Consider the following 20,431-nt stretch of genomic DNA (forward strand, 5'->3'; position numbering starts at 1 on the left):
AGGGGCGCGGGGAACTGCGCGACCAGCCGCAGCGGGCCCGCAGCCGAGAACGACCTCAATAGGCAGCCGAGTTGTCGATGTCGAAGTGGTACAGCTCGCGGGCCGATCCGTACCGGCGGAAGTCCCCCGGGTCCTCGTCCCGCTCCCCCGCCTTCAGCAACTCGGCGAGTTCCGCGAGGTGTTCGTCGCGCATCTCCTTCTCCACACAGTCCGCGCCGAGTGACTTCACCGTGCCGCGGACGTAGATGCGGGCCTCGTACAGCGAGTCGCCGAGCGCGTCGCCCGCGTCCCCGCACACCACGAGCCGCCCGGCCTGCCCCATGAACGCGCTCATGTGGCCGACATCGCCGCCGACGACGATGTCCGCGCCCTTCAGGGAGATCCCGCACCGCGCGGACGCGTCCCCGTCGATCACCAGCAGGCCCCCGTGCGCGGTGGCCCCGGCCGACTGGGAGGCGTTCCCCCGCACCCGTACCGTCCCCGACATCATGTTCTCGGCGACCCCGGTGCCCGCGTTGCCGTGCACGGTGACCGTGGCGTGCTGGTTCATGCCGGCGCAGTAGTAGCCGACGTGCCCCTCGACGTCGACGGTGAGGTTCTCCCGGATGCCGCAGGCGACGGCGTGCGCGCCCCGGGGGTTGAGCACGCGGTAGGCGGTGGCCTCCGGTGCGTGCAGGGCCCTGTTGAGCTCCCGCACCGGGCTCTCGGCAAGGTCGATCAGCGTCGCCACACGTACACCTCTTCCGGCTCGGGTTCGAAGATGCGGGCGTGCTCGATGCCCGGCAGGACGTCCAGCGCCCGGTACTCGGAGGCCATGGCCACCCACGCGTCGGTCTCGGCGACGAGCGCCGGCTTGCACGCGATGGCGTCCCGGACGACCGCGAAGGAGTCCCCGGTGGACACCAGCAGCGTGTAGAAGCCGTCGAACCGCTCGCACAGCAGCTTCAGCGCCTTCTCCAGCTCGGCGCCCTGCGCCAGTTGGTGCGCGACGAAGCGGGCCCCGACCTCGGAGTCGTTCTCGCTGTCGAACTCCACGCCCTGCGCCCGCAGTTCACGGCGGATCGTGGCGTGGTTGGCGAACGAGCCGTTGTGCACCAGGCATTGGCCCGGGCCGACGGAGAAGGGGTGGGCGCCCTCGGGGGTGACGGCCGACTCGGTGGCCATCCGGGTGTGGCCGACTCCCTGCCAGCCGGTCACGTCGGCGAGCCCGAACGAGGAGGCCAACTCCGCGGGATTTCCCGTCCCCTTGAGGACGGCGAAGCCCTCACCGGAGCCGATGACAGTGGCTCCCGGGAGCGTGGCCTTCAGCGCATCGATGGACGCGTGCACCACGGTCGTGGCGTCTGCCTCGTAGGCCGTCACGCCGGGCAGCGCCTCGGCGACCTCCGCGACAGATGTGCCCAGCAGCGACACGACGGTCCGGCCGGGCGGGGAGAGCCGGGGGTCGCCGTAGACCGCGACCCCCGCGGAGTCGGGGCCGCGTTCGACGACCTGTCCCAGCATCGCGGCGAGCAGTTCGCCCAGCCGCGGTTCCAGCGAGGGCTCCCGCAGATGGAGCCCGACGATTCCGCACATTCCAAGTCCCTTCAGAAGGCGGTCAGATAGCGGTCCAGCTCCCATGCGCCGACCGTGGAGTGCCAGTCGAAGAACTCCTCGCGCTTGAGGTCGGCGAAGTACCGGCTCACCCCGGGCCCGACCGCGTCCAGCGTTCCGCTGATCACCTCGTCGGCCTGGAGGGCCTCCACGGCGTGCAGCAGGGTGGGCGGGAGTTCGGGTCCCTTCCCGGCCGCGCCGGGCTCGCCCGGGTCGAGGCCGCGTTCGATGCCGTCGAGCCCGGCGGCGAGCGCGGCCGCTGCGGCGAGGTAGGGGTTGGCCGCGCCGTCACCGCCGCGCAGTTCGATGCGGTTGCCGTCGGGGACGCGCACGAAGTGGGTGCGGTCGTTGCCGCCGTAACTCGCCACGCGTGGCGACCAGGTGGCACCCGAGCGGGTGGAGACGGCTCCGGTGCGCTTGTACGAGTTGACGGTGGGCGCGATGACGGCCTGGAGCGCCCGCGCGTGCTCGACGATCCCGGCGACGAAGGAGTAGGCGAGCGGGGAGAGCCCGAGGCCGCGCGCGTCCGAGGCCGCGGGGAAGGCGGGCTCGCTCCCCCGCCACAGCGACATGTGCAGATGCATGCCGGTGCCGGTGCGGTCGGTGAACGGCTTCGGCATGAACGTCGCGGTCATCCCGCGCTGTTCGGCCAGGACCGACACCAAGTAGCGCATGGTGATGACCCGGTCGGCAGTGGTGAGGGCGTCGGCGTGCTTGAAGTTCTGCTCGAACTGGCCGTTGCCGTCCTCGTGGTCGTTGGCGTAGTTGCCCCAGCCGAGGGCGTTCATCGCGCTGGAGACGGCGGTGAGGTGGTCGTACATCCGGGTCAACCCGCGGGCGTCGTAACAGGGTTGGGACGCGGTGTCCCTGGTGTCGGCGACACTGAGCACGCCGTGCTCGTCCCGGTTGACCAGGAAGTACTCGACCTCCGCGCCGACGGCCAGGGAGAGCCCCCGCGCCTCGGCCCGCTCCAGCAGCGAACGCAGGATGACGCGCGGGGCGTAGGGCCAGGGCTTCCCCTCGACGTACGGGTCGCAGTGGACGAGCGCGAGGCCGGGCTTCACGAACGGGACCGGGGTGTACGAGGAGACGTCGGGCCGGGCGATGACGTCCGGGTCGCTGGGCAGCTGGCCGAGCGCACCGGCGGCGTACCCGGCGAAGCCGACGCCCTCGTCCCGCAGTTCCTCGATCGCCTGGGCCGGGACGAGCTTGGCGCACGGCTTGCCGGTCAGGTCGACGAAGACGGCGAGCACGAACTCGACGCCGTCGTCCCTGACCAGCTGGGCCAGGTCGGTCGTCATGGGGGCCTCCCGAGCGATGTCCACTGACATGAATCACTGTTGCACACCAGTAGACAGGCGGTTCATTACGGCGGGATTTCCGCGTGGGAAGCTCTCGGTAAGCGGGAGGGCCGGTCGCCGTCCCGGGGAGAGGGGACAGCGACCAGGCCCTGGCATGGAGGTCGTGATGCTCCGTCAGGAGACTTCGGCAGAAGCCTTGTCGGCCGACGGCGTCGAGTCCTCGCCGCCGCCGGAGATCCACAGCGGCTTGAGACGGTAGGTCAGCAGGTACAGGACCGCTCCCGCGCCAGCCGCGACGAACATGCTCAGGTCGCCGGCGCCGGGGAAGGCCTTGGAGAAGGGCCCGGTGTAGAAGCTGGACTGCCAGAACGGCACCGAGGCGGCGACTCCGCCGGCCCAGGCGACGAAGCCCCAGTCCAGGACGCGGCGGCGGTCGTACAGCTCGGCGACGCGGGAGGGGTCGGAGCGCCCGCCCAGATAGAAGTCCAGCAGCAGCACCGCGGCGAAGGGGGCGATGAAGTAGGCGGTCAGGTTCAGGAAGACCTTGAACTTGTCCTCCGTGCCGTTCGCGCCCCACAGGCTGATCACGTAGGCGAGCAGACAGATCACCGTGACCGCCTGCGAGCGACTGACCGGCACCTTCAGCGTCTGCACCGAGATCGCGCCGCCGTAGACGTTGAGGAAGTTCTGCGCCAGCGCGGAGAGCCCGACGGCCAGCAGCGCCGGGATCGCGAACGGGCCCGCCAGTTCATGCAGCGCGGTGATGGAGTCGGAGCTGCTCGCGGAGCCGCCGACGACCACGCCCAGGATGCCCAGCCAGCAGATGGTGACGAAGTTGCCCAGCCCGGTGTACCAGGCGGTGCGCGAGACGACCTCGGGGGTGTCGGGCAGATAGCGGGAGTAGTCGGAGGCGAAGGGGGCCCAGGCGACCAGGAAGGACAGGAACCAGCCGCCGAAGGTCACCCAGCCGCCCGTCGAGCCGATGTAGCCGTCCGCGTGCGCGTTGGCATGGAAGAAGCTGCCGCCGCGGACCACGGCCACCACGGTGATCATCAGGAACAGGGGGGTGAGGACGTAGGTCAGCACCTTCTGCAGGTAGTTGATCATGTTGTAGCCGTAGATCGCCACGACCAGCTGGATGGCGGTGAGCACGCCGGCGCACAGCCAGTACGGCAGATGCGTCAGCTCCGCGAACGCCTTGCCGCCCAGGATCACCGTGACCGCCGCCCAGCCGATCCCGGCGAAGACGTTGATGTAGGCGACGGGAAGGAAGTTGCCGAAGAAGCCGAGCGGGCCGCGGGCCTGGATCTGCTGCGGCACCCCCAGCCGCACGCCCATCCGCGACATGACCGCCATCAGCAGCGACCCCAGCGCGGCGCCCACCACGATCGCCACCGTCGCCGCGCCGAAGCTCAGCCCGAACCAGGCCGCGGAGAAGCCCAGCAGGATGATCGGGAAGTTCAGGCCAGCCGCGAACCACACGAAGAACTGCGAACTCGGCTTGCCGTGCCGCTCGTTGTCGGGGATGTGGTCGACGCCGAACGGCTCGACCTTCGTGACCGCGCTGCCGTACACCGGCGCCGGTGTTCCTTCTGCCATGCCGTGCTCCTGAGGTGATGGCGGTCGCATCGCCGACCTGTTGTATGGCAGAGGACGGTAGGGAGGCCGTACCACCCTGTCAACACCCCTGCCGCAAATCGCCAGGCATCGCCGATGGGCGCGGTAAATACACAGGTCATGATTGTTGCCGCTAAGTAAAGTCTTGACGGGTCGGATCGACCCTCCTAGCCTCACTTGCATGGCAGAGCCGCTCGCTCCTCTCGGCCCGGTTGACCGGGTCCATCGGCCCGCACTACGTTCACGTGCCATGCAACAGCCCAGGGCGCGGAAGCCGCTCCAGCAGACGAGCATGCAGGCGCGGGTCGCCGAAGAGCTGCGGCAGATGATCATCACCGGTGAACTGCCGCCCCGGTCGAGCCTCTCCGAGATGGCCTTGTCGGAGACCTTCGGCGTCAGCCGTACGCCGATCCGCGAGGCGCTCAAGCAGTTGCAGATCGAGGGGCTGGTGGAGGTGCGGCCGCGGGTCGGCACGTTCGTCGCGGTGCCCTCGCGGCGGGAGATCACCGAGCTGTTCCAGATGAAGGAGCTGCTGGAGGGCGCGGCGGCCCGGCTGCTGGCGTTCCGCGGCAACGTGCCCGAGCTGGGCCGGCTGGAGGAGAACATGCGCGCGGCCGACGAGGCCGTGCGGGCGGGGGACGCCGAGGAGTACGCGCGGCTGGTGCACGACTTCCACGACCTGATCGTCGTAGGAGCCGACAACACCAAGCTGGAGGCGCACTACCGCACCCTCATGAACCAGCTGGCCTACGCCCGTCTGGTGCGCACCTCGCTCGCCCAGCCGGGCCGGCTGAGCGAGTCCGACCACGAGCACCACCGGGTCCTCGACCTGATCGCCGCCAAGGACGGCGACGGCGCCGAGCGGGTGATGCGCGAGCACGTCCGGCGCAGCCACCAGGCACTGATGGCGGGGATGGACGAGCGGCGGCGGCAGGAGCGGGACCTGTCGGAGGGGTGAGCCCCCGCGGACGGTCGTCGGCGGGGGCCCGGTGCTCTCAGTGCAGGTCGGCGGCGGCCGGGGTGCCGGTCACCGAACGGTCAGTCACCGCCCTGTCGGTCATCGCACTGTCGATCATCGCACTGTCGGTCATCGCGCTGTCGTCCAGGAACCCGCCCGACTGGTGCTGCCACAGCTTCGCGTAGGCGCCCTCCGACGCGAGCAGCTCCTGGTGGGTGCCCTGTTCGACGATCCGTCCGCGGTCGAGGACCACGAGCCGGTCCATGCCCGCGACCGTGCTCAGCCGGTGGGCCACCACCAGCGCGGTCCGCCCCTCCATGAGCCGCCACAGCGCCTCCTGGACGAGGAGTTCGCTCTCGGAGTCGAGCGCGCTGGTCGCCTCGTCGAGCAGCAGGATCGGCGCGTCCCGCAGGATCGCCCGGGCGAGGGCGACCCGTTGCCGCTGGCCGCCGGAGAGCTTGATGCCGCGCTCGCCGACCATGGTCTCGAAGCCGTCCGGCAGCGCGTCGGCGAACTCCGTGACATGGGCCGCCTCGGCGGCTCGGCGGATCTCGGCGTCGGTGGCGTCCGGGCGGGCGAAGGCGATGTTGTCCCGCAGGGTGCGGTGGAACATCGCCGGGTCCTGGGGGACGTAGGCGATCAGACCGCGCAGGTCGGCCTGGCGGATCCGGCTGATGTCCTGGCCGCCGACGAGGATGCGGCCCCCGTCGATGTCCGTCATCCGCAGCAGCAGCCGGGTCAGCGTGGTCTTGCCGCCGCCGGAGCGGCCCACGAGACCGATCTTCGTCCCGCCGGGCACGTCCAGGTCGAGCCCCTGGAAGAGCGGCTCCGCTCCCCCGTGGGCGAAGGTCACCCCCTCGAAGCGGACGTCCGCGCGCCCCGGGCGCACCGGCTCGGGGGCGACCGGGTCGAGCACGGTCGGGGAGTCGAGCAGCAGCTCCGTGAACTGCGCGGCCTCCGTCATCGAGCTCTCCAGGCGACGGTAGATCTGGTTGAACTCGAACATGATCTTCGTCGCGTTGGTGTAGTAGGTGAAGGCGACCACGACCGCCTCCACTCCGTGCTCGCCGCCGCCGATCGCGACCGCGAGCAGCAGGCCGAGGACGTTGGTGAGGACGGACATCGGCGCGACGAGGGTGTCGATGCGCAGGTTGCCGTAGTCCCACGACCGCAGCATGAGCCGGCGCGACTGGGCGACGCGGCTGCGGTGCTCGGCGGCCTCCAGGCGTTCGGCGGCGAACGCCCGGACGGTGTCCATGTTCATCAGGCTGTCGGCGACGTGCCCCGACACCCGGGCGATCGCCTCCTCGCGTTGGGTGACGAGTGCCTGGCGGCGCCGGATGAGCGGTGCGACGCACACGGCCGTGACGGCGATCATCGCCAACAGGCCGACGACGAGCAGCGGTTGGTACTGCCACAGCACCACCGAGCCGAAGAGCAGCGGGACGAGGCTGCCCACCACGTTGAAGGTGAGGGTGTCGACGAACTCCTCGAAGCGGGAGGCGAAGCTGAGCACCCGCTTGGTGAGGGAGCCGGCGAAGTTGTCGTGGAAGAACGAGGCGTCCTTGGCGAAGAGTTCGTCCATGCCGATGACGTAGAGGTGCTCGACACCGAGGGCGTCGAGGCGGTTCAGACAGTGCAGGCCGAGGCGCCAGAACGCCTCCGCCAGCAGCAGGACGCCGGCGAAGCCGAGGACGTAGGGCAGGGCGGCGCCGACACCGGTGCCGGTGTCGCCGGCGATACGGCCGACGAGTTTCGCGACGACGAGCGGCGCGATGTAGCTGATACCGATGTTGCCGAGGGCGGGCAGCAGCATGCCGGGCAGCGCCAGCAGCTTGAGCCGCGCCAACTCCCGGCCGTAGTGACGAAGGGCGAGGAGCACGGGGCCCCTGCGCGGGGGAACCTCGCGCGATTCAGGTAATTCCATCCCGATCCCGTGTGGTCAGAAGGCCGCCCGGCACATACGGGCAGGCCAGGGAAAGGGAGTGTCCCGCGGCGGCGGGGACGGGGTCCACGTGTTTTTCGCGTCGACGCACTTCCCTCAGACCTTACTTCACCCCTTGACGTAAGTGGTCCATACCTTTAGGTTCACGGGTCAGCCAGACACCTCACCCCCCACGAAGGGTTCTGCGCATGCACGGTTTCAGGCGCCTCCGCAGATCCGGCGCCGCCGCGTTCGTCACCGCGGCCGCCGCATCCCTCCTGACCTTCACACCCCCGTCCGCCGAAGCGGCCGTCGATCTGCCCACCGGCTTTTCGAGTGTCATGAACGCGGCAAGCGGGCGGTGTCTGGACGCCCGGTCGGCCGCCACCGCCAACGGCACCGTGGTGCAGCAGTACACGTGCAATGGCACCACCGCCCAGCAGTGGAGTTTCACCCCCACGAGTGACGGCTACGTCCGCATCGGCAACCGCAACGACAGCGGCCAGGTCGTGGACGTGGCCGACCTCTCCACCGCCGACAGCGCGCCCGTCCATCTGTGGGCCTACGGCGGCGGCGCCAACCAGCAGTGGCTGCCCGTCGACGAGGGCGGCGGCGCGTACCACTTCGTCAACCGGGGCAGCGGCAAGTGCCTGGACGACCCGGGCGCCTCGACCGCCGACAGCGTGCAGTTCGTGCAGTACACGTGCAATGGCACCGCGGCCCAGCGCTTCCAGGTGGTCCCGGTGTCGCAGTCGGCCACGAACCCGGACCTCGGCCCGAACGTCGTCGTCTTCGATCCGTCGATGTCGTCCTCGACGATCCAGTCGCGGCTGAACTCGATCTTCCAGCAGCAGGAGACCAATCAGTTCGGCGCCCAGCGCTACGCCGTCCTGTTCAAGCCGGGCTCCTACACCGCGGACGCCAACGTCGGGTTCTACACCCAGGTCGCGGGGCTCGGGCTGACGCCGGACGCGGTCACGGTCAACGGCGCGGTGCACGCGGAGGCCGACTGGTTCCAGGGCAACGCGACGCAGAACTTCTGGCGCGGTGCCGAGAACCTGTCCGTCAACCCTACGGGCGGCGGCGACCGTTGGGCGGTCTCGCAGGCGGCCGCCTACCGCCGGATGCATCTGCGCGGCAACCTCGCGCTGGACGACAACGGCTGGTCCAGCGGCGGCCTGCTCGCCGACACGAAGATCGACGGACAGGTCAACTCCGGTTCGCAGCAACAGTGGTTGACCCGCAACTCCCAGCTCGGCGGCTGGACCGGCTCGAACTGGAACATGGTCTTCGTCGGCAGCCAGGGCGTGCCGGGCACCAGCTTCCCGAACCCGCCGTACACCACGGTCGCGCAGTCCCCGGTGAGCCGGGAGAAGCCGTTCCTGTACGTCGACGGGGACGGCTCCTACAAGGTGTTCGTGCCGTCGGTGCGGTCCAACTCGACCGGCACCAGTTGGGTCGGCGGTTCGCCAGCCGGCTCTTCGTTGTCCCTGGACACCTTCTACGTCGTGAAGCCGGGCGCGTCCGCCGCGGACATCAACGCGGCGCTGGCCGCCGGCAAGAACCTGCTGGTCACTCCGGGCGTATACCACCTCAGCCAGACGCTCCAGGTGAACCGGGCCGACACCGTCGTGCTCGGGCTGGGCCTCGCCACGTTCGTGCCGGACAACGGCGTCACCGCGATGAAGGTGGCCGACGTCGACGGGGTGAAGGTCGCGGGCGTCCTCTTCGACGCGGGCACCACCAACTCGCCCACCCTGATGGAAGTCGGGCCCCCAGGGTCCTCCGTGTCCCACTCCGCGAACCCGACCTCCCTGCACGACGTGTACTTCCGCGTCGGCGGAGCGGGTGTCGGCAAGGCGACCACGAGCCTTGTCATCAACAGCGACAACGTGATCGGCGACCACATGTGGATCTGGCGGGCCGACCACGGCAGCGGCGTCGGCTGGGCCACCAACACCGCGGACACCGGGCTGGTCGTCAACGGGGACAATGTCACCGCGTACGGCCTGTTCGTCGAGCACTACCAGAAGTACCAGACCGTCTGGAACGGCAACGGCGGGCGCACGTACTTCTACCAGAACGAGATGCCGTACGACCCGCCCAACCAGGCGGCCTGGACGAACGGTTCGACGCAGGGGTACGCCGCCTACAAGGTCGCCGACTCGGTCACCAGCCACCAGGCCTACGGGCTCGGCAGCTACTGCTACTTCAACGTGAACCCGGGTGTCGCCGCCGAGCGGGCCATCGAGGCGCCGAACACGTCGGGCGTGCGCTTCCAGAGCATGGTGACCGTGTCGCTCGGCGGTACCGGCACCATCCGGCACGTCGTCAACGGCACGGGCGGTCCGTCCAACTCCTCGACCAACGTGGCGAATCTGACCAGCTACCCGTAAGGCTCCGCGTCCCGGCCGCCCTCGCGGGAGGGGGCGGCCGCCTCCCCCTTCTCCCCGAAGGAGCGTGCTCACCCATGTCCACATCCCTGTCCCCGTCCCTTCACAGAGGCCGGTTCGCGGTCCTCGCCCTGCTCTTCGCCGTCCTCGCCGCGCTGGTCACCGCGGCCCCCGCCGCCCGGGCGGCCGACGGCACGATCACCGGTCTCGCCGGCAAGTGCGTCGACGTGGCGGGCGCGAGCAGCGCCAACGGCACCGCCGTACAGCTCTACGACTGCAATGGCACCGGCGCGCAGATCTGGTCCAACCCCGGTGACGGCACCCTGCGGGCGCTCGGCAAGTGTCTGGACGTCGTCGACCGCAGTACCGCCGACGGCGCGGCCGTCCAGCTGTGGGACTGCTCGGGCGGCGCCAATCAGCAGTGGGTGGTGTCCGGCGCGCGGGACATCGTGAACCCGGCGGCGAACAAGTGCCTGGACGTCCGGGACAACAACAGCGCCAACGGCACCCGCCTCCAGATCTGGACCTGCGCCGGTACGGCCAACCAGAAGTGGAACGCGCCCGCGAGCGGCGGTGGGAGCACGCCGTCCGGATTCGTCGTCAGCGAGGCGCAGTTCAACCAGATGTTCCCGAGCCGGAACTCCTTCTACACGTATAGCGGTCTGGTGGCCGCGCTGAGCGCCTACCCCGGCTTCGCCACCACCGGCAGCGACACGGTGAAGAAGCAGGAGGCGGCCGCCTTCCTCGCCAACGTCCACCACGAGACCGGCGGGCTGGTGTACATCGTCGAGCAGAACACCGCCAACTACCCGACCTACTGCGACTGGAACCAGCCGTACGGCTGCCCGGCCGGTCAGTCGGCGTACTACGGCCGTGGCCCGATCCAGCTGTCGTGGAACTTCAACTACAAGGCGGCGGGCGACGCGTTGGGGCTCGATCTGCTGGGCAACCCCTGGCTGGTGCAGAACGACTCGGCCGTGGCCTGGAAGACCGGCCTCTGGTACTGGAACACCCAGTCCGGTCCCGGCACGATGACCCCGCACAACGCGATGGTCGACCAGGCCGGGTTCGGGCAGACGATCCGCTCCATCAACGGCTCCCTGGAGTGCGACGGCCGCAACCCAGCGCAGGTGCAGAGCCGCGTCGACGCCTACAACCGGTTCACGTCGATCCTCGGGGTCGGCCCCGGCGGCAACCTCTACTGCTGAACGGGGAGACACCGTGCGCAAGCCGCCCGGGATCCCCTTCGGCCCGTACACCTGAGGCCTGCTCGCGCGTGGCGGCCGGCCGTCGCGGGCCGACGTACCGTGGACGCCCCCGGGTTCGGAGTGAACCCGGGGGCGCGCGCCGTACGACCACGTGCCGACGGCTGACCACCGGGAGAAACCCATGGACGACGGGGACGGCAAGGGCTCCCTCGACGAGGCGACGAGGATGTTCATGGCGGCCCGCCCCCGGCTCTTCGGCATCGCCTACCGCGTGCTCGGCAGTGCGCTGGAGGCCGAGGACATCGTCCAGGAGGCGTGGCTGCGGTGGCAGCACGCCGACCGCGGCGCCGTCCGCGAACCGGTGGCGTTCCTGGCCACGGTCACCACTCGGCTGGCGATCAACCTCGCCGGGTCCGCCCGGGTGCGGCGCGAGACGTACACCGGCCCCTGGCTCCCCGAACCCGTCGACACGAGCGCCGATCCGCAGCTGGGCGCGGAGCGGGCCGAGGCGCTCGATCTGGCGGTGCTCTTCCTGCTGGAGAAGCTGAACCCGGTGGAGCGGGCCGCCTATGTGCTGCGGGAGGCCTTCGACTACCCGTACCCGCAGATCGCGGAGATGCTGGAGATCGGCGAGGCCAACACACGCCAGCTGGTCAGCCGCGCCCGCAGGCACCTCGCGTCCGACCGGCGGCGGCCCGTGGACGCCGGTGCGCAGCGCCGGCTGACGGAGGTCTTCCTGACCGCGGCGCGGAGCGGTGACCTGTCCGCGCTGGAGGGCCTGCTGACCGAGGACGTGGTCAGCTACACCGACGGCGGCGGGATCCGCGGGGCGTCGAGGATCCCGGTCGTGGGGCGGCCGCACGTCTCCCGGTACCTCGCCGCGTTCGCGCCGCGTTTCTGGCCGGACAAGGACATCCGCTGGGTGGAGGCCAACGGCAGGCCCGCCGCCCTCGTCCTGGCCGGTGGGACCGCGGTGGCACTGCTGTCCGTCGATGCCTCGGAGCGGGGTGTCGAACGCCTCCTGTGGGTGATGAACCCGGAGAAGCTCAACCCTTACGTGGCATCCCTGACCAGCTGAAACACCCGCTGCCACGATCCAGGGGGAATTTCTCGGACAGACCTGTCACAACCGGAGTCACTGCCCGGTCTCTTCTGATGCACCCCGAAAATCTCCGAGAGGAACGCGTCATGAAGGTCGTAGTGATCGGTGGAACCGGGCTCATCGGTTCGAAGGTGGTCGCCGGACTCGGTGAGCACGGTCACGAGGCGGTCGCCGCCGCGCCCGGCACCGGCGTCGACACGCTGACGGGCGAGGGGCTCGCCGAGGTCCTGGAGGGCGCCTCGGTCGTGGTCGACGTGTCCAACTCGCCCTCGTTCGCGGACGACGACGTCCTGCACTTCTTCAGCACCTCCACGGCGAACCTGCTGAAGGCGGAGGCCGAGGCCGGTGTGGCGCATCACGTGGCACTGTCCGTGGTCGGCACCGACCGCCTCCAGGAGAGCGGGTACTTCCGCGCCAAGCAGGTCCAGGAGGAGCAGATCAGGGCGGCCGGGACGCCGTACTCCATCGTCCACGCCACGCAGTTCTTCGAGTTCGCGAAGGGGCTCGCCGACGGGATGACCGACGGCGACACCGTACGGCTGCCCGACGCCCGGATCCAGCCCATGGTCTCCGACGACGTGGCCGCGGCCGTCGCCCGCACGGCGGTCGGCGACCCGGTGAACGGCGTCGTGGAGGTCGGCGGCCCCGAGGTCTTCCGGCTGGAGGAGTTCATCCGCATGGGACTCACCGCCCTGAACGACCCGCGCACAATCGTGACGGATCCTCAGGCGACCTACTGGGGCGCGGAGTTGGCGGACGACACCCTCCTGCCCGGCCCTGACGCCGACCGCGCCGGGACGAGGTTCGCCGACTGGCTGGCACGGCAGAAGTAGTCCTCTGGTCGGCTCAGCCGATAATGGCTGGCCCACGTCCCGTCCCGTGCCTCACGATTCTCGGCGTGACCGACACGGATCCCACCGAAGAAGAGGCGCCGGACGGGCTGCTGGGCTGGTGCCTGGTGGCCAACGTGGCCCAGGAGACCGCGAGCGGCGAGGGCGGCCTCGACATCCGGCGCGGCACCAAGCACTTCTCCGCGGGAACCCTGCTGTGGATCCCGCCGGTGCGCTGGGACCCCGGCCACGGTCGCTGGCGCGCGGTGGGGCGGCACCGGGGCGACGGCCGCCGGTACGTCAACATGGTCGTACGCGCGGACCACCTGGAGAACTTCCGGGTCAAGGGGGTCTACAGCGAAGGCCTGGTCCGCGGCCTCAACGGCTACCGCCACGACCCGGCCGCCCCGCGGACCCTGCAGAACCCCTGGACCCGTGAGCGGGCCCAGAGCTGGGCGGACGCCCGCAACGACCTCCGGGAGCCCGTCTTCGTCGACGACCGCCCCTACGCCCTTCCGCGGGTCTCCGTCCCCAACCCGCCGCCCGCGGAGATCCAGGTCGACGGAGAGACCCTGCACCTCGCCCACTACGGCCCCAGGGGCGCCCGCTACAGCCGTACGCCGCCGCCCGTGGAGTGGACTCCCGAACCCTGAGCGGTACGCCCGTGGCGTCCCCTGTCCGTCACTCGTACCGGTACTTCAGCGAGTCCGCCTCCACCTGCTCGATGTCGGCGATCGTCAGCCCCGGCATCCGCAGCTGGGCCAGCGTGACCTCGGCCGAGGTCGGCTGGGCGTCCGCCGGCAGCCACTGCTCCGGCTTCCACGCCCCACTGCGCAGCAGGGACTTGGGGCAGTGCGGGTAGACCTCCTCGATCCCCACCACCAGTGCGCTGGCCGGCGGCTTGCCCACGGCCGTCAGCTGCGAGAGCAGCTCCGGGCGGGTGGAGACGCAGGCGCGTCCGTTCACCCTGAGCGTGGTGGTACGCCCAGGAATGACGAACAGCAGTCCGGCCCGTCCGGTGGCGATCACGTTCTGCAGGGTGTCCAGCCGCTTGTTGCCGGTCGCGTCCGGTATCGCCACCGTCCGCGAGTCCAGGACCGCGACGAACCCGGCGGGCCCGCCGCGCGGCGAGACGTCGCAGTTGCCCTCGGCGTCCGTGCTGGCGACCATCACCAACGCGGAGCATCCGATCAACTTCCGGGTCTGCTCGGTGAGTTCGGTCATCTGCTTGCGCACGGCCGCGTCGCCCGGGAGTTCGTAGACCTGGCGCAGCGTCTCCTGATCGGACACGGCGTCGAGGTGGAGCAGGTCGAAGGCGCTGCCGGCGAGGGATGTCGTCATGCCCCAGACACTAGTGAACATGACCGAGGGGCCGCTTCAGATCTTGTCTGAAACGGCCCCTCGACCTGCGACTTCGTAAAGTCGGGACGACAGGATTTGAACCTGCGACCCCTTGACCCCCAGTCAAGTGCGCTACCAAGCTGCGCCACGTCCCGGCCGTGCATCCCACGGGTTTTCCGTGTGATCACGCAGGTAAACCCTACCTCACGCGCACGGCCGGCCGGACAGTGCCGGTGTCAGCTCCGGGTGCCGGAGGCTACGGGCGCCGCGGCCGACGCGGACGACCTGAGCGAGGGGCGCCCTGAACGTCGTACCGGAACCAGCAGGGCCGCCAGCGCCGCCGCCAGGCACAGTACCGCCAGCAGCGTGAAGCCGTGGGTGTAGCCGGACTCGTACGGCAGGCCCGAGGGCTGGAGGGTGCCGGTGACCAGGACGCTGGTGACCGCCGCGCCGACGGAGCCGCCGATGGTGCGGATGTTGGCGTTCATGCCGGTCGCCGCTCCGGTCTGGTCGGCCGGGACGCTGCCGACGATCAGGTTGGCCATGGAGGCGAAGGCGAGTCCGATGCCGAGGCCGAACAGGCCCGCGACGACGGCGATCTGCCACTGCTCGTCGTGCCAGGCGGCGAGGATCCCGCAGGCCAGCGCGCCCAGCGCGGCGCCCGTCATCAGGAGCGGCTTCGCACCGACCACCGGCTCCAGCCGTCCGCTGAGGACACCGGAGAAGAACATCGCCACCAGCATCGGCAGCATGAGCAGCCCGGCCGCGGTGACGCTCGCGCCGAAGCCGTATCCGGCCGCCGTCGGCGTCTGGACGAAGCCCGGCAGGAAGGACCAGAGCGCGTACATGCCGGCACCGAAGAGCAGCGCCACGGCGTTGGTGGTCCACACCGCCGGCAGCCGCATGACCTTCAGGTCGATGAGCGGAGTGCGCGAGCGGGCCTCGGAGTACAGCCAGGCCGCGAAGAGGACGACGGCCGCGGCGAACAGACCGAGCACCCGGACCGAACCCCAGCCCCACTTGCCCGCCTGGCTGAGCGGCAGCAGCAGCGCCACCAGCCACGCCGACAGCAGGGCGGCACCGAGCCAGTTGACGTTCCCGGCCGCCCGGCGGGGCGACTCGGGCACATACCGTACGGCGATCAGCGTGGCCGCGACGACGATGGCGACCGGGATCCAGAACAGCCAGCGGTAGTCGAGCGCGCTCACGATGGGACCGGCGGCGACCATGCCGACGCCACCGCCCGCGGCGATCACGGCGGACAGGTTGCTGATGGAGCCGCTCACCTCGGACGGGGCGAACTCGTCCCGGATGATGCCGAAGGAGAGCGGGAACAGGGCGCCGCCGACGCCCTGGATCACCCGGGCGACGACCAGGACGCCGATCGAGGGCGCGAGGGCGGCGAGCAGACAGCCGACGGCCACGGTCGCGAGGACGGCGACCAGGGTGCGCTTCTTGCCGACCAGGTCGCCGACCCGGCCGAGGATCGGGGTGAAGATCGAGGCGGACAGGAGGTACGCCGTCATCACCCAGGTCGCGGTGGACTGCGAGGTGTGCAGCGCGTGCTGGACGGTCGGCAGGGCCGGCGCGATCAGCGACTGGAGCATGGAGAACACGCCCGCACCGGTCGCGAGGACCGCGAAGGTGAGGCGGGTGGACTTGCGGGGCATGGAGAGCCTCTCCGAGCACAGGGGTGCGGCCGGAGCCTCGTGGGGCGGTCGCGGAAAGGACGGTGGGAGCACCTCGACTGCTAAAGTGGAGGTACGCCTCCACTCTAGCGGAGGCACCCCTCCGCTTCAACCCGTACCGGAGGTGGACCTCCGTTTCAGGCCCGGGAGGCGTCCGTGACCGCCCAGTCGTTCCCCGTCAGCGAGATCGTCGCGGCGCGCCGGCCGCACCGGAAGGACGCCGCCCGCAACTACGACGCGCTGCTCGCGGCCGCCCGCGAGGCGTTCGCGGAGCACGGCGCGGAGGCCTCCCTGGAGGACATCGCGCGCCGCGCGGGCGTGGGCATCGGCACGCTGTACCGCAACTTCCCGACCCGCCGCCATCTCTTCGAGGCCGTCTACGCGGACGAGGTGAACACGCTGTGCCAGGTGGCCGAGGAGGTCGCGGACCGGGAGCCGTGGGAGGCGCTGACGGCCTGGCTGGACCGGTTCGCCGGGTACATGGTCACCAAGCGCGCGGTCCGCGAGGCCCTCAACGACGAGTCGGAGATCTTCGCGGCCTGCCGGGACTCGATGTACGCGGCGGGCGGACCGCTGCTCGCCCGCGCCCAGGCGGCCGGTGAGGCGCGCACCGACATGGACTTCACCGATCTGCTGCGGATGGTCGCGGGGATCATGGCGACGGCGTTCGACGACGACGGCCAGCGAGAGCGAGTGCTGGGCATCGCCCTGGACGGGGTGCGCACCGCCCGCTGATCCAGTCTGGCTTTCTCTTGCCTGACTCAAGTAAGTTCGGCCGTATGCCCCTCCTGGCCCGGCCGTCGGTGGCCACCTTCGTCGCCAAGTCGATGCAGCGCATGACCGCCCTCGCGGACGGCCGCTCCGGCGGCCGCGGCTCCGCGGCGGCCCAACACGCCCGCTTCCCCGAATTCCCGCGTACGGTCCGGGAGTTGACGATCCCGACATCGGTCGCCCCGGCTCGCGCGACGGTCTATCTGCCGCCCGGCGACGAGCCGTCCCCGCCGGTGCACGTCAACTTCCACGGCGGCGGCTACGTCATGACGCTCACCGAACTCGACGACCCGCTGTGCCGTCTGCTGGCGGCGGAGGCGGGGGTCGTGGTGATCAACGTGAACTACGCCGTCGCGCCCCAGCACCCCTTCCCCGCCCCACCCCGGCAGGCGTACGAGGTGGTCCGCTGGGTCGCCGAGCACGGCACGGAGCAGGGCTGGGACGGGAGCCGGCTCACCGTGGGCGGGCAGAGCGCCGGTGGCGGACTCGCGGCCGCGGTGGCCCGCCAGGCCCTGGAGGAGGGCGGACCCCCCATCGCGCTCCAGGTCCTGCACTATCCCCCGCTGGACCTCGCGACCCCGGCCCGCGCCAAGAAGGCGGCGATCGCCCGGCCGATGCTGCGGCCCTGGATGGCCGACGTCTTCGACACGTCGTACGTCCCCGACGTACGGCTGCGCGGCGACCGGCTGGTCTCCCCCGCGCACCCCTCCGACACGGCCGACCTGACGGGCATCGCCCCGGCCCTGCTGATCACCGCCGAGTTCGACCTGCTCCGGGCGGAGGGCGAGCGGTACGCCTCGCGGCTGCGGGAGGTGGGCGCGCTCGCGGAACACCACGTGGTGGCCGGGGCGGACCACGGGTACGACGGGTCGGACGACGTGAAGGCGCGGGAAGTGTACGGGTCGATCGCCCGGCAGGTGAAGGCGGCCACTGGATGACGCCTCGGGGGTGGTGCCAACACCACCCCCGTTTCCGGGGTTTGGGCCGACTGCTTCCCGGCCGTCCGCGGAGGAGTGTTGATCCCGTTCACAGACCGGCCGACGGGGCCGGAGTCGACGACGGGACGGGGAAGCATGATGGCCGAGCACACACGGCGCAGGGTTCTCAAGGGGGCCGCGGTCGCGGCGGCGGGCAGCGTGGTCGGCGGCCTGGGGCCCGGCGCGTTCACGACGGCGGCGCAGGCGGCTCCCGCGGCCTCCGCGAACAGCTCGACCCCGTTCCTGGAGGGCGCCTTCGCCCCGGTCACCGAGGAGTTGACCGCCTTCGACCTGGAGGTCACCGGACGCATCCCGCGTGACCTGGACGGCCGTTACCTGCGCAACGGCCCGAACGTGCTGGGCCTGGAGGACGTCCGCGCCCACCACTGGATGCTCGGGGACGGCATGGTGCACGGGGTCCGGCTGCGCGGCGGGCGCGCCGAGTGGTACCGCAACCGCTGGGTGCGGTCCTCGCAGGTCGCGGCGAAGCTCGGCGAGACCTACCCGGGCCAGGTGCCGCCGGACGACTTCCCGTGCAACACGCACGTGATCCCGTACAAGGGACGCATCCTGGCGATGCAGGAAAGCGGGCCGCTGCCCTACGAGTTGGACGGTGAGCTCAACACCCTGCGCCCGTACGACTTCCGCTCCACCCTCAGCGGCGCGTTCACGGCGCACACCAAGTACGACGCGGTGGCCGACGAGTTGCACGCGATCGCGTACTACCCGACCTGGGACCACGTACGGCACATCATGATCGACCGGACCGGCCGGGTGGCGCGGACCACCCGGGTCCCCGTCGCGGACGCGCCGATGATGCACGACTTCGCGCTCACCGAGAAGTACGTGGTGATCGTGGACGTGCCGATAACCTTCGACGGTGCCGCGGCGGAGGCCGGCGCGCTCGTGCCGTACATCTGGAACGAGCAACACCCCATGCGCATAGGGCTGTTGCCGCGCGCCGGCGGCACCACGCGGTGGTTCGAGATCGAGCCGGTGTACTACTCGCACACGCTGAACGCCTACGACCAGGGCGACACGGTCGTGGTGGAGTACATCGGCTTCCCCGCGCCGTTCTACGCCGCCGGGCGGGGCACGGACGGGCCCACCGCGACCGGCTCCCCGGCGCTCGACCGCTGGACGGTCGACCTGCGCACCGGGCAGGTGCGGAGCAGCCGGCTGGACGACCGTCCGCAGGAGTTCCCCCGGATCAACGAGTCCCTGGTCTCGCGTCGGCACCGCTACGCCTACACCGCGAGCGCGGCCGAGATGTGGCGAGCCTACGAGACCGTCGACGGGGTGCCGCCGGACGAGAAGTTCACCAACCACCTGGTGAAGCAGGACATGCTGCGCGGCACGAACCGGCTCCACCGGTTCCCTGCGGGGGCGGCGGTGGGTGAGGCGGTCTTCGTCCCGCGGTGTGGGGCACGGGACGAAGATGACGGTTACGTGTTGTCGTACGTGCATGATCCGGAGCGTGGGGCGACCGATCTGGTGATCCTTTCGGCCCAGGACTTCGAGGGCCGTCCGCTCGCGCGGGTGCATCTGCCCGGACGGGTGCCCCTTGGCTTTCACGGCAGTTGGATTGCGGACGTCTGAGGGCTGCGATGGCTCGTCGAGCGACTGCGGGTCCGTTGTGGCTGGTCGCGCAGTTCCCCGCGCCCCTGTCAAGCAACCGGTACTGCTACTCCCAGTGTCTCCGCGTGCTGTATCAGTTCGCTCCATATCTTCGGAGTCACTGGGATGCCCTCCGCTCCGCGCTCTGCCGCTACGGTCGCGCTGTGTTCGCCTGGGTAGTAGACGTCCGCCGCGTCGTCAGCCTTCGGCAGGTTCTTCAGAGTGCTCAGAGTCGAGTCGACGCCCTCGGTGAAGGCCTCCACGCCTCCGAAGGCCGCCGGGTCCAGGGCTATGAGCAGGGCGTTCTGGCGGTGTTTGCGGGCCGTCGGGTCGTTCGAGTGGAAGGGGGCGAAGATCGGGGCGCCCACCAGGACGCTGGTCAGCAGTTCGAAGGCCAGGGACATGCCCGAGCCCTTGGCGCCGCCGAGCGGCAGGGGCATCACCGCCTGCTCGGGGTCGGTCGTCGGGGTGCCGTCCGCCGTGGCGGCCGCGCCCTCCGGCAGGGGTGTGCCGCTCGCCTTGGCCTGACGGATCCTGCCGAGCGCGATGGTCGCGGTGGCCATGTCGAGGAGCAGCGGGGCGCGCGAGGCGGACGGTACGGCGATCGCGAGCGGGCTGGTGGCCACGGCCGCGCCCTTGACGCCGGTGTAGCCCATGTTCGGCATACCGGCGACGAAGCCGAGGCCGACCAGCCCCTCGGCGGCGATCTTCGAGACGTAGTAGCCGATGGCGCCGGTGTGCACGGTGTCGCGGACGCCGACGGAGGCGATGCCGGTGGTCCGGGCCCGCCGCACCGCCTCGTCGGCGGCGGCGGACAGGGCGACCGGGCCGGGGGCGCGGTCCGCGTGCAGGACGGCGGCGGCCGGGGCGGTGGACTCGGTCCGGAGCTCCGGCCGGGCGTTGGCCACGCCCTTGGCGAGCAGGTCCAGATAGGCGGGCACGCGGGCGATTCCGTGCGAGTCGACGCCGCGCAGCGCGGCCCAGACGAACACGTCGGCGGTGGTCGCCGCGTGCTCGGCGCTCAGGCCGCCCTTCGCCAACAGGGCTGCGGAGAAGGCGCGCAGGTCGTCGGCGGGGAGCAGGACCTTCGATGAGGTGGTGGACATGTGGG

The 20,431-nt window shown here is 70.7% G+C and carries 17 protein-coding genes and 1 tRNA gene; 9 read left to right on the plus strand and 9 right to left on the minus strand.

The window, feature by feature from the left end:
- Window positions 1-55 precede the first annotated feature (55 nt).
- The 4 genes from ABZ896_RS07250 to ABZ896_RS07265 form a co-directional block, all read right to left on the minus strand.
- Window positions 56-730, minus strand: coding sequence for a glutamate synthase (locus ABZ896_RS07250; RefSeq protein WP_360923253.1), 675 nt, complete (start codon window positions 728-730; stop codon window positions 56-58).
- A complete protein-coding gene (locus tag ABZ896_RS07255; RefSeq protein ID WP_360923256.1) occupies window positions 718-1,575 on the minus strand; it encodes a glutamine amidotransferase family protein in 858 nt (285 codons plus the stop codon). Before ABZ896_RS07255 ends, ABZ896_RS07250 begins: the two co-directional genes overlap by 13 nt.
- Before the next feature lie 11 nt (window positions 1,576-1,586).
- Entirely contained in the window at window positions 1,587-2,894 is a 1,308-nt protein-coding gene (gene glnT, locus ABZ896_RS07260; protein ID WP_360923259.1) for a type III glutamate--ammonia ligase, read from the minus strand.
- Between the two features lie 174 nt (window positions 2,895-3,068).
- Window positions 3,069-4,493 (minus strand): cytosine permease, encoded by a 1,425-nt coding sequence (locus ABZ896_RS07265; protein WP_360923262.1) that lies wholly within the window; start codon window positions 4,491-4,493, stop codon window positions 3,069-3,071.
- 268 nt (window positions 4,494-4,761) lie between these two features.
- On the opposite strand from ABZ896_RS07265, the gene ABZ896_RS07270 reads away from it, so the two are divergent.
- Window positions 4,762-5,469, plus strand: coding sequence for a GntR family transcriptional regulator (locus tag ABZ896_RS07270; protein ID WP_360923265.1), 708 nt, complete (start codon window positions 4,762-4,764; stop codon window positions 5,467-5,469).
- A gap of 37 nt (window positions 5,470-5,506) precedes the next feature.
- Here the strand turns inward: ABZ896_RS07270 and ABZ896_RS07275 are convergent, their stop codons facing one another.
- The gene (locus ABZ896_RS07275; RefSeq protein ID WP_360923268.1) at window positions 5,507-7,396 is read right to left on the minus strand and encodes an ABC transporter ATP-binding protein; all 1,890 of its coding nucleotides are present in this window, start codon (window positions 7,394-7,396) and stop codon (window positions 5,507-5,509) included.
- A 206-nt stretch (window positions 7,397-7,602) separates the two neighbouring features.
- Between ABZ896_RS07275 and ABZ896_RS07280 the strand changes: the two genes are divergently transcribed.
- The 5 genes from ABZ896_RS07280 (at window position 7,603) to ABZ896_RS07300 (ending at window position 13,579) form a co-directional block, all read left to right on the plus strand.
- Complete coding sequence (locus tag ABZ896_RS07280) at window positions 7,603-9,789, plus strand: RICIN domain-containing protein (protein WP_360923271.1); 2,187 nt, start codon at window positions 7,603-7,605, stop codon at window positions 9,787-9,789.
- 74 nt (window positions 9,790-9,863) lie between these two features.
- Window positions 9,864-10,994, plus strand: coding sequence for a glycoside hydrolase family 19 protein (locus tag ABZ896_RS07285; protein ID WP_360923274.1), 1,131 nt, complete (start codon window positions 9,864-9,866; stop codon window positions 10,992-10,994).
- A 181-nt stretch (window positions 10,995-11,175) separates the two neighbouring features.
- On the plus strand, window positions 11,176-12,072 hold the full coding sequence (locus ABZ896_RS07290; RefSeq protein ID WP_360923277.1) for an RNA polymerase sigma-70 factor: 897 nt from the start codon (window positions 11,176-11,178) through the stop codon (window positions 12,070-12,072).
- Window positions 12,073-12,182: 110 nt separating this feature from the next.
- On the plus strand, window positions 12,183-12,929 hold the full coding sequence (locus ABZ896_RS07295; RefSeq protein WP_360923280.1) for an SDR family oxidoreductase: 747 nt from the start codon (window positions 12,183-12,185) through the stop codon (window positions 12,927-12,929).
- A gap of 65 nt (window positions 12,930-12,994) precedes the next feature.
- Window positions 12,995-13,579, plus strand: coding sequence for a hypothetical protein (locus ABZ896_RS07300; RefSeq protein WP_360923283.1), 585 nt, complete (start codon window positions 12,995-12,997; stop codon window positions 13,577-13,579).
- 28 nt (window positions 13,580-13,607) lie between these two features.
- On the opposite strand, the gene ABZ896_RS07305 is transcribed toward ABZ896_RS07300, so the two are convergent.
- The 3 genes from ABZ896_RS07305 to ABZ896_RS07315 all read right to left on the minus strand — a co-directional run bounded on the left by ABZ896_RS07305 (window position 13,608) and on the right by ABZ896_RS07315 (window position 15,937).
- Complete coding sequence (locus tag ABZ896_RS07305) at window positions 13,608-14,267, minus strand: MSMEG_1061 family FMN-dependent PPOX-type flavoprotein (protein ID WP_360923286.1); 660 nt, start codon at window positions 14,265-14,267, stop codon at window positions 13,608-13,610.
- Between the two features lie 81 nt (window positions 14,268-14,348).
- A tRNA-Pro gene (locus tag ABZ896_RS07310) sits at window positions 14,349-14,422 on the minus strand.
- A gap of 81 nt (window positions 14,423-14,503) precedes the next feature.
- Complete coding sequence (locus ABZ896_RS07315; RefSeq protein ID WP_360923289.1) at window positions 14,504-15,937, minus strand: MFS transporter; 1,434 nt, start codon at window positions 15,935-15,937, stop codon at window positions 14,504-14,506.
- 174 nt (window positions 15,938-16,111) lie between these two features.
- On the opposite strand from ABZ896_RS07315, the gene ABZ896_RS07320 reads away from it, so the two are divergent.
- From ABZ896_RS07320 to ABZ896_RS07330, 3 genes are all read left to right on the plus strand, one after another.
- Entirely contained in the window at window positions 16,112-16,690 is a 579-nt protein-coding gene (locus tag ABZ896_RS07320; RefSeq protein WP_360923293.1) for a helix-turn-helix domain-containing protein, read from the plus strand.
- A 44-nt stretch (window positions 16,691-16,734) separates the two neighbouring features.
- Window positions 16,735-17,664, plus strand: a complete 930-nt coding sequence (locus ABZ896_RS07325) for an alpha/beta hydrolase (protein WP_360923296.1) — start codon at window positions 16,735-16,737, stop codon at window positions 17,662-17,664.
- A gap of 138 nt (window positions 17,665-17,802) precedes the next feature.
- The gene (locus tag ABZ896_RS07330; RefSeq protein ID WP_360923299.1) at window positions 17,803-19,302 is read left to right on the plus strand and encodes a carotenoid oxygenase family protein; all 1,500 of its coding nucleotides are present in this window, start codon (window positions 17,803-17,805) and stop codon (window positions 19,300-19,302) included.
- Window positions 19,303-19,370: 68 nt separating this feature from the next.
- Here ABZ896_RS07330 and ABZ896_RS07335 read toward each other — a convergent pair whose 3' ends face one another.
- Window positions 19,371-20,426: an Ldh family oxidoreductase gene (locus ABZ896_RS07335; protein ID WP_360923302.1), complete on the minus strand. Its 1,056-nt coding sequence runs from the start codon at window positions 20,424-20,426 to the stop codon at window positions 19,371-19,373.
- Window positions 20,427-20,431 lie beyond the last annotated feature (5 nt).

The sequence above is a fragment of the Streptomyces sp. NPDC047072 genome, assembly GCF_040643855.1.
Lineage (GTDB): Bacteria > Actinomycetota > Actinomycetes > Streptomycetales > Streptomycetaceae > Streptomyces.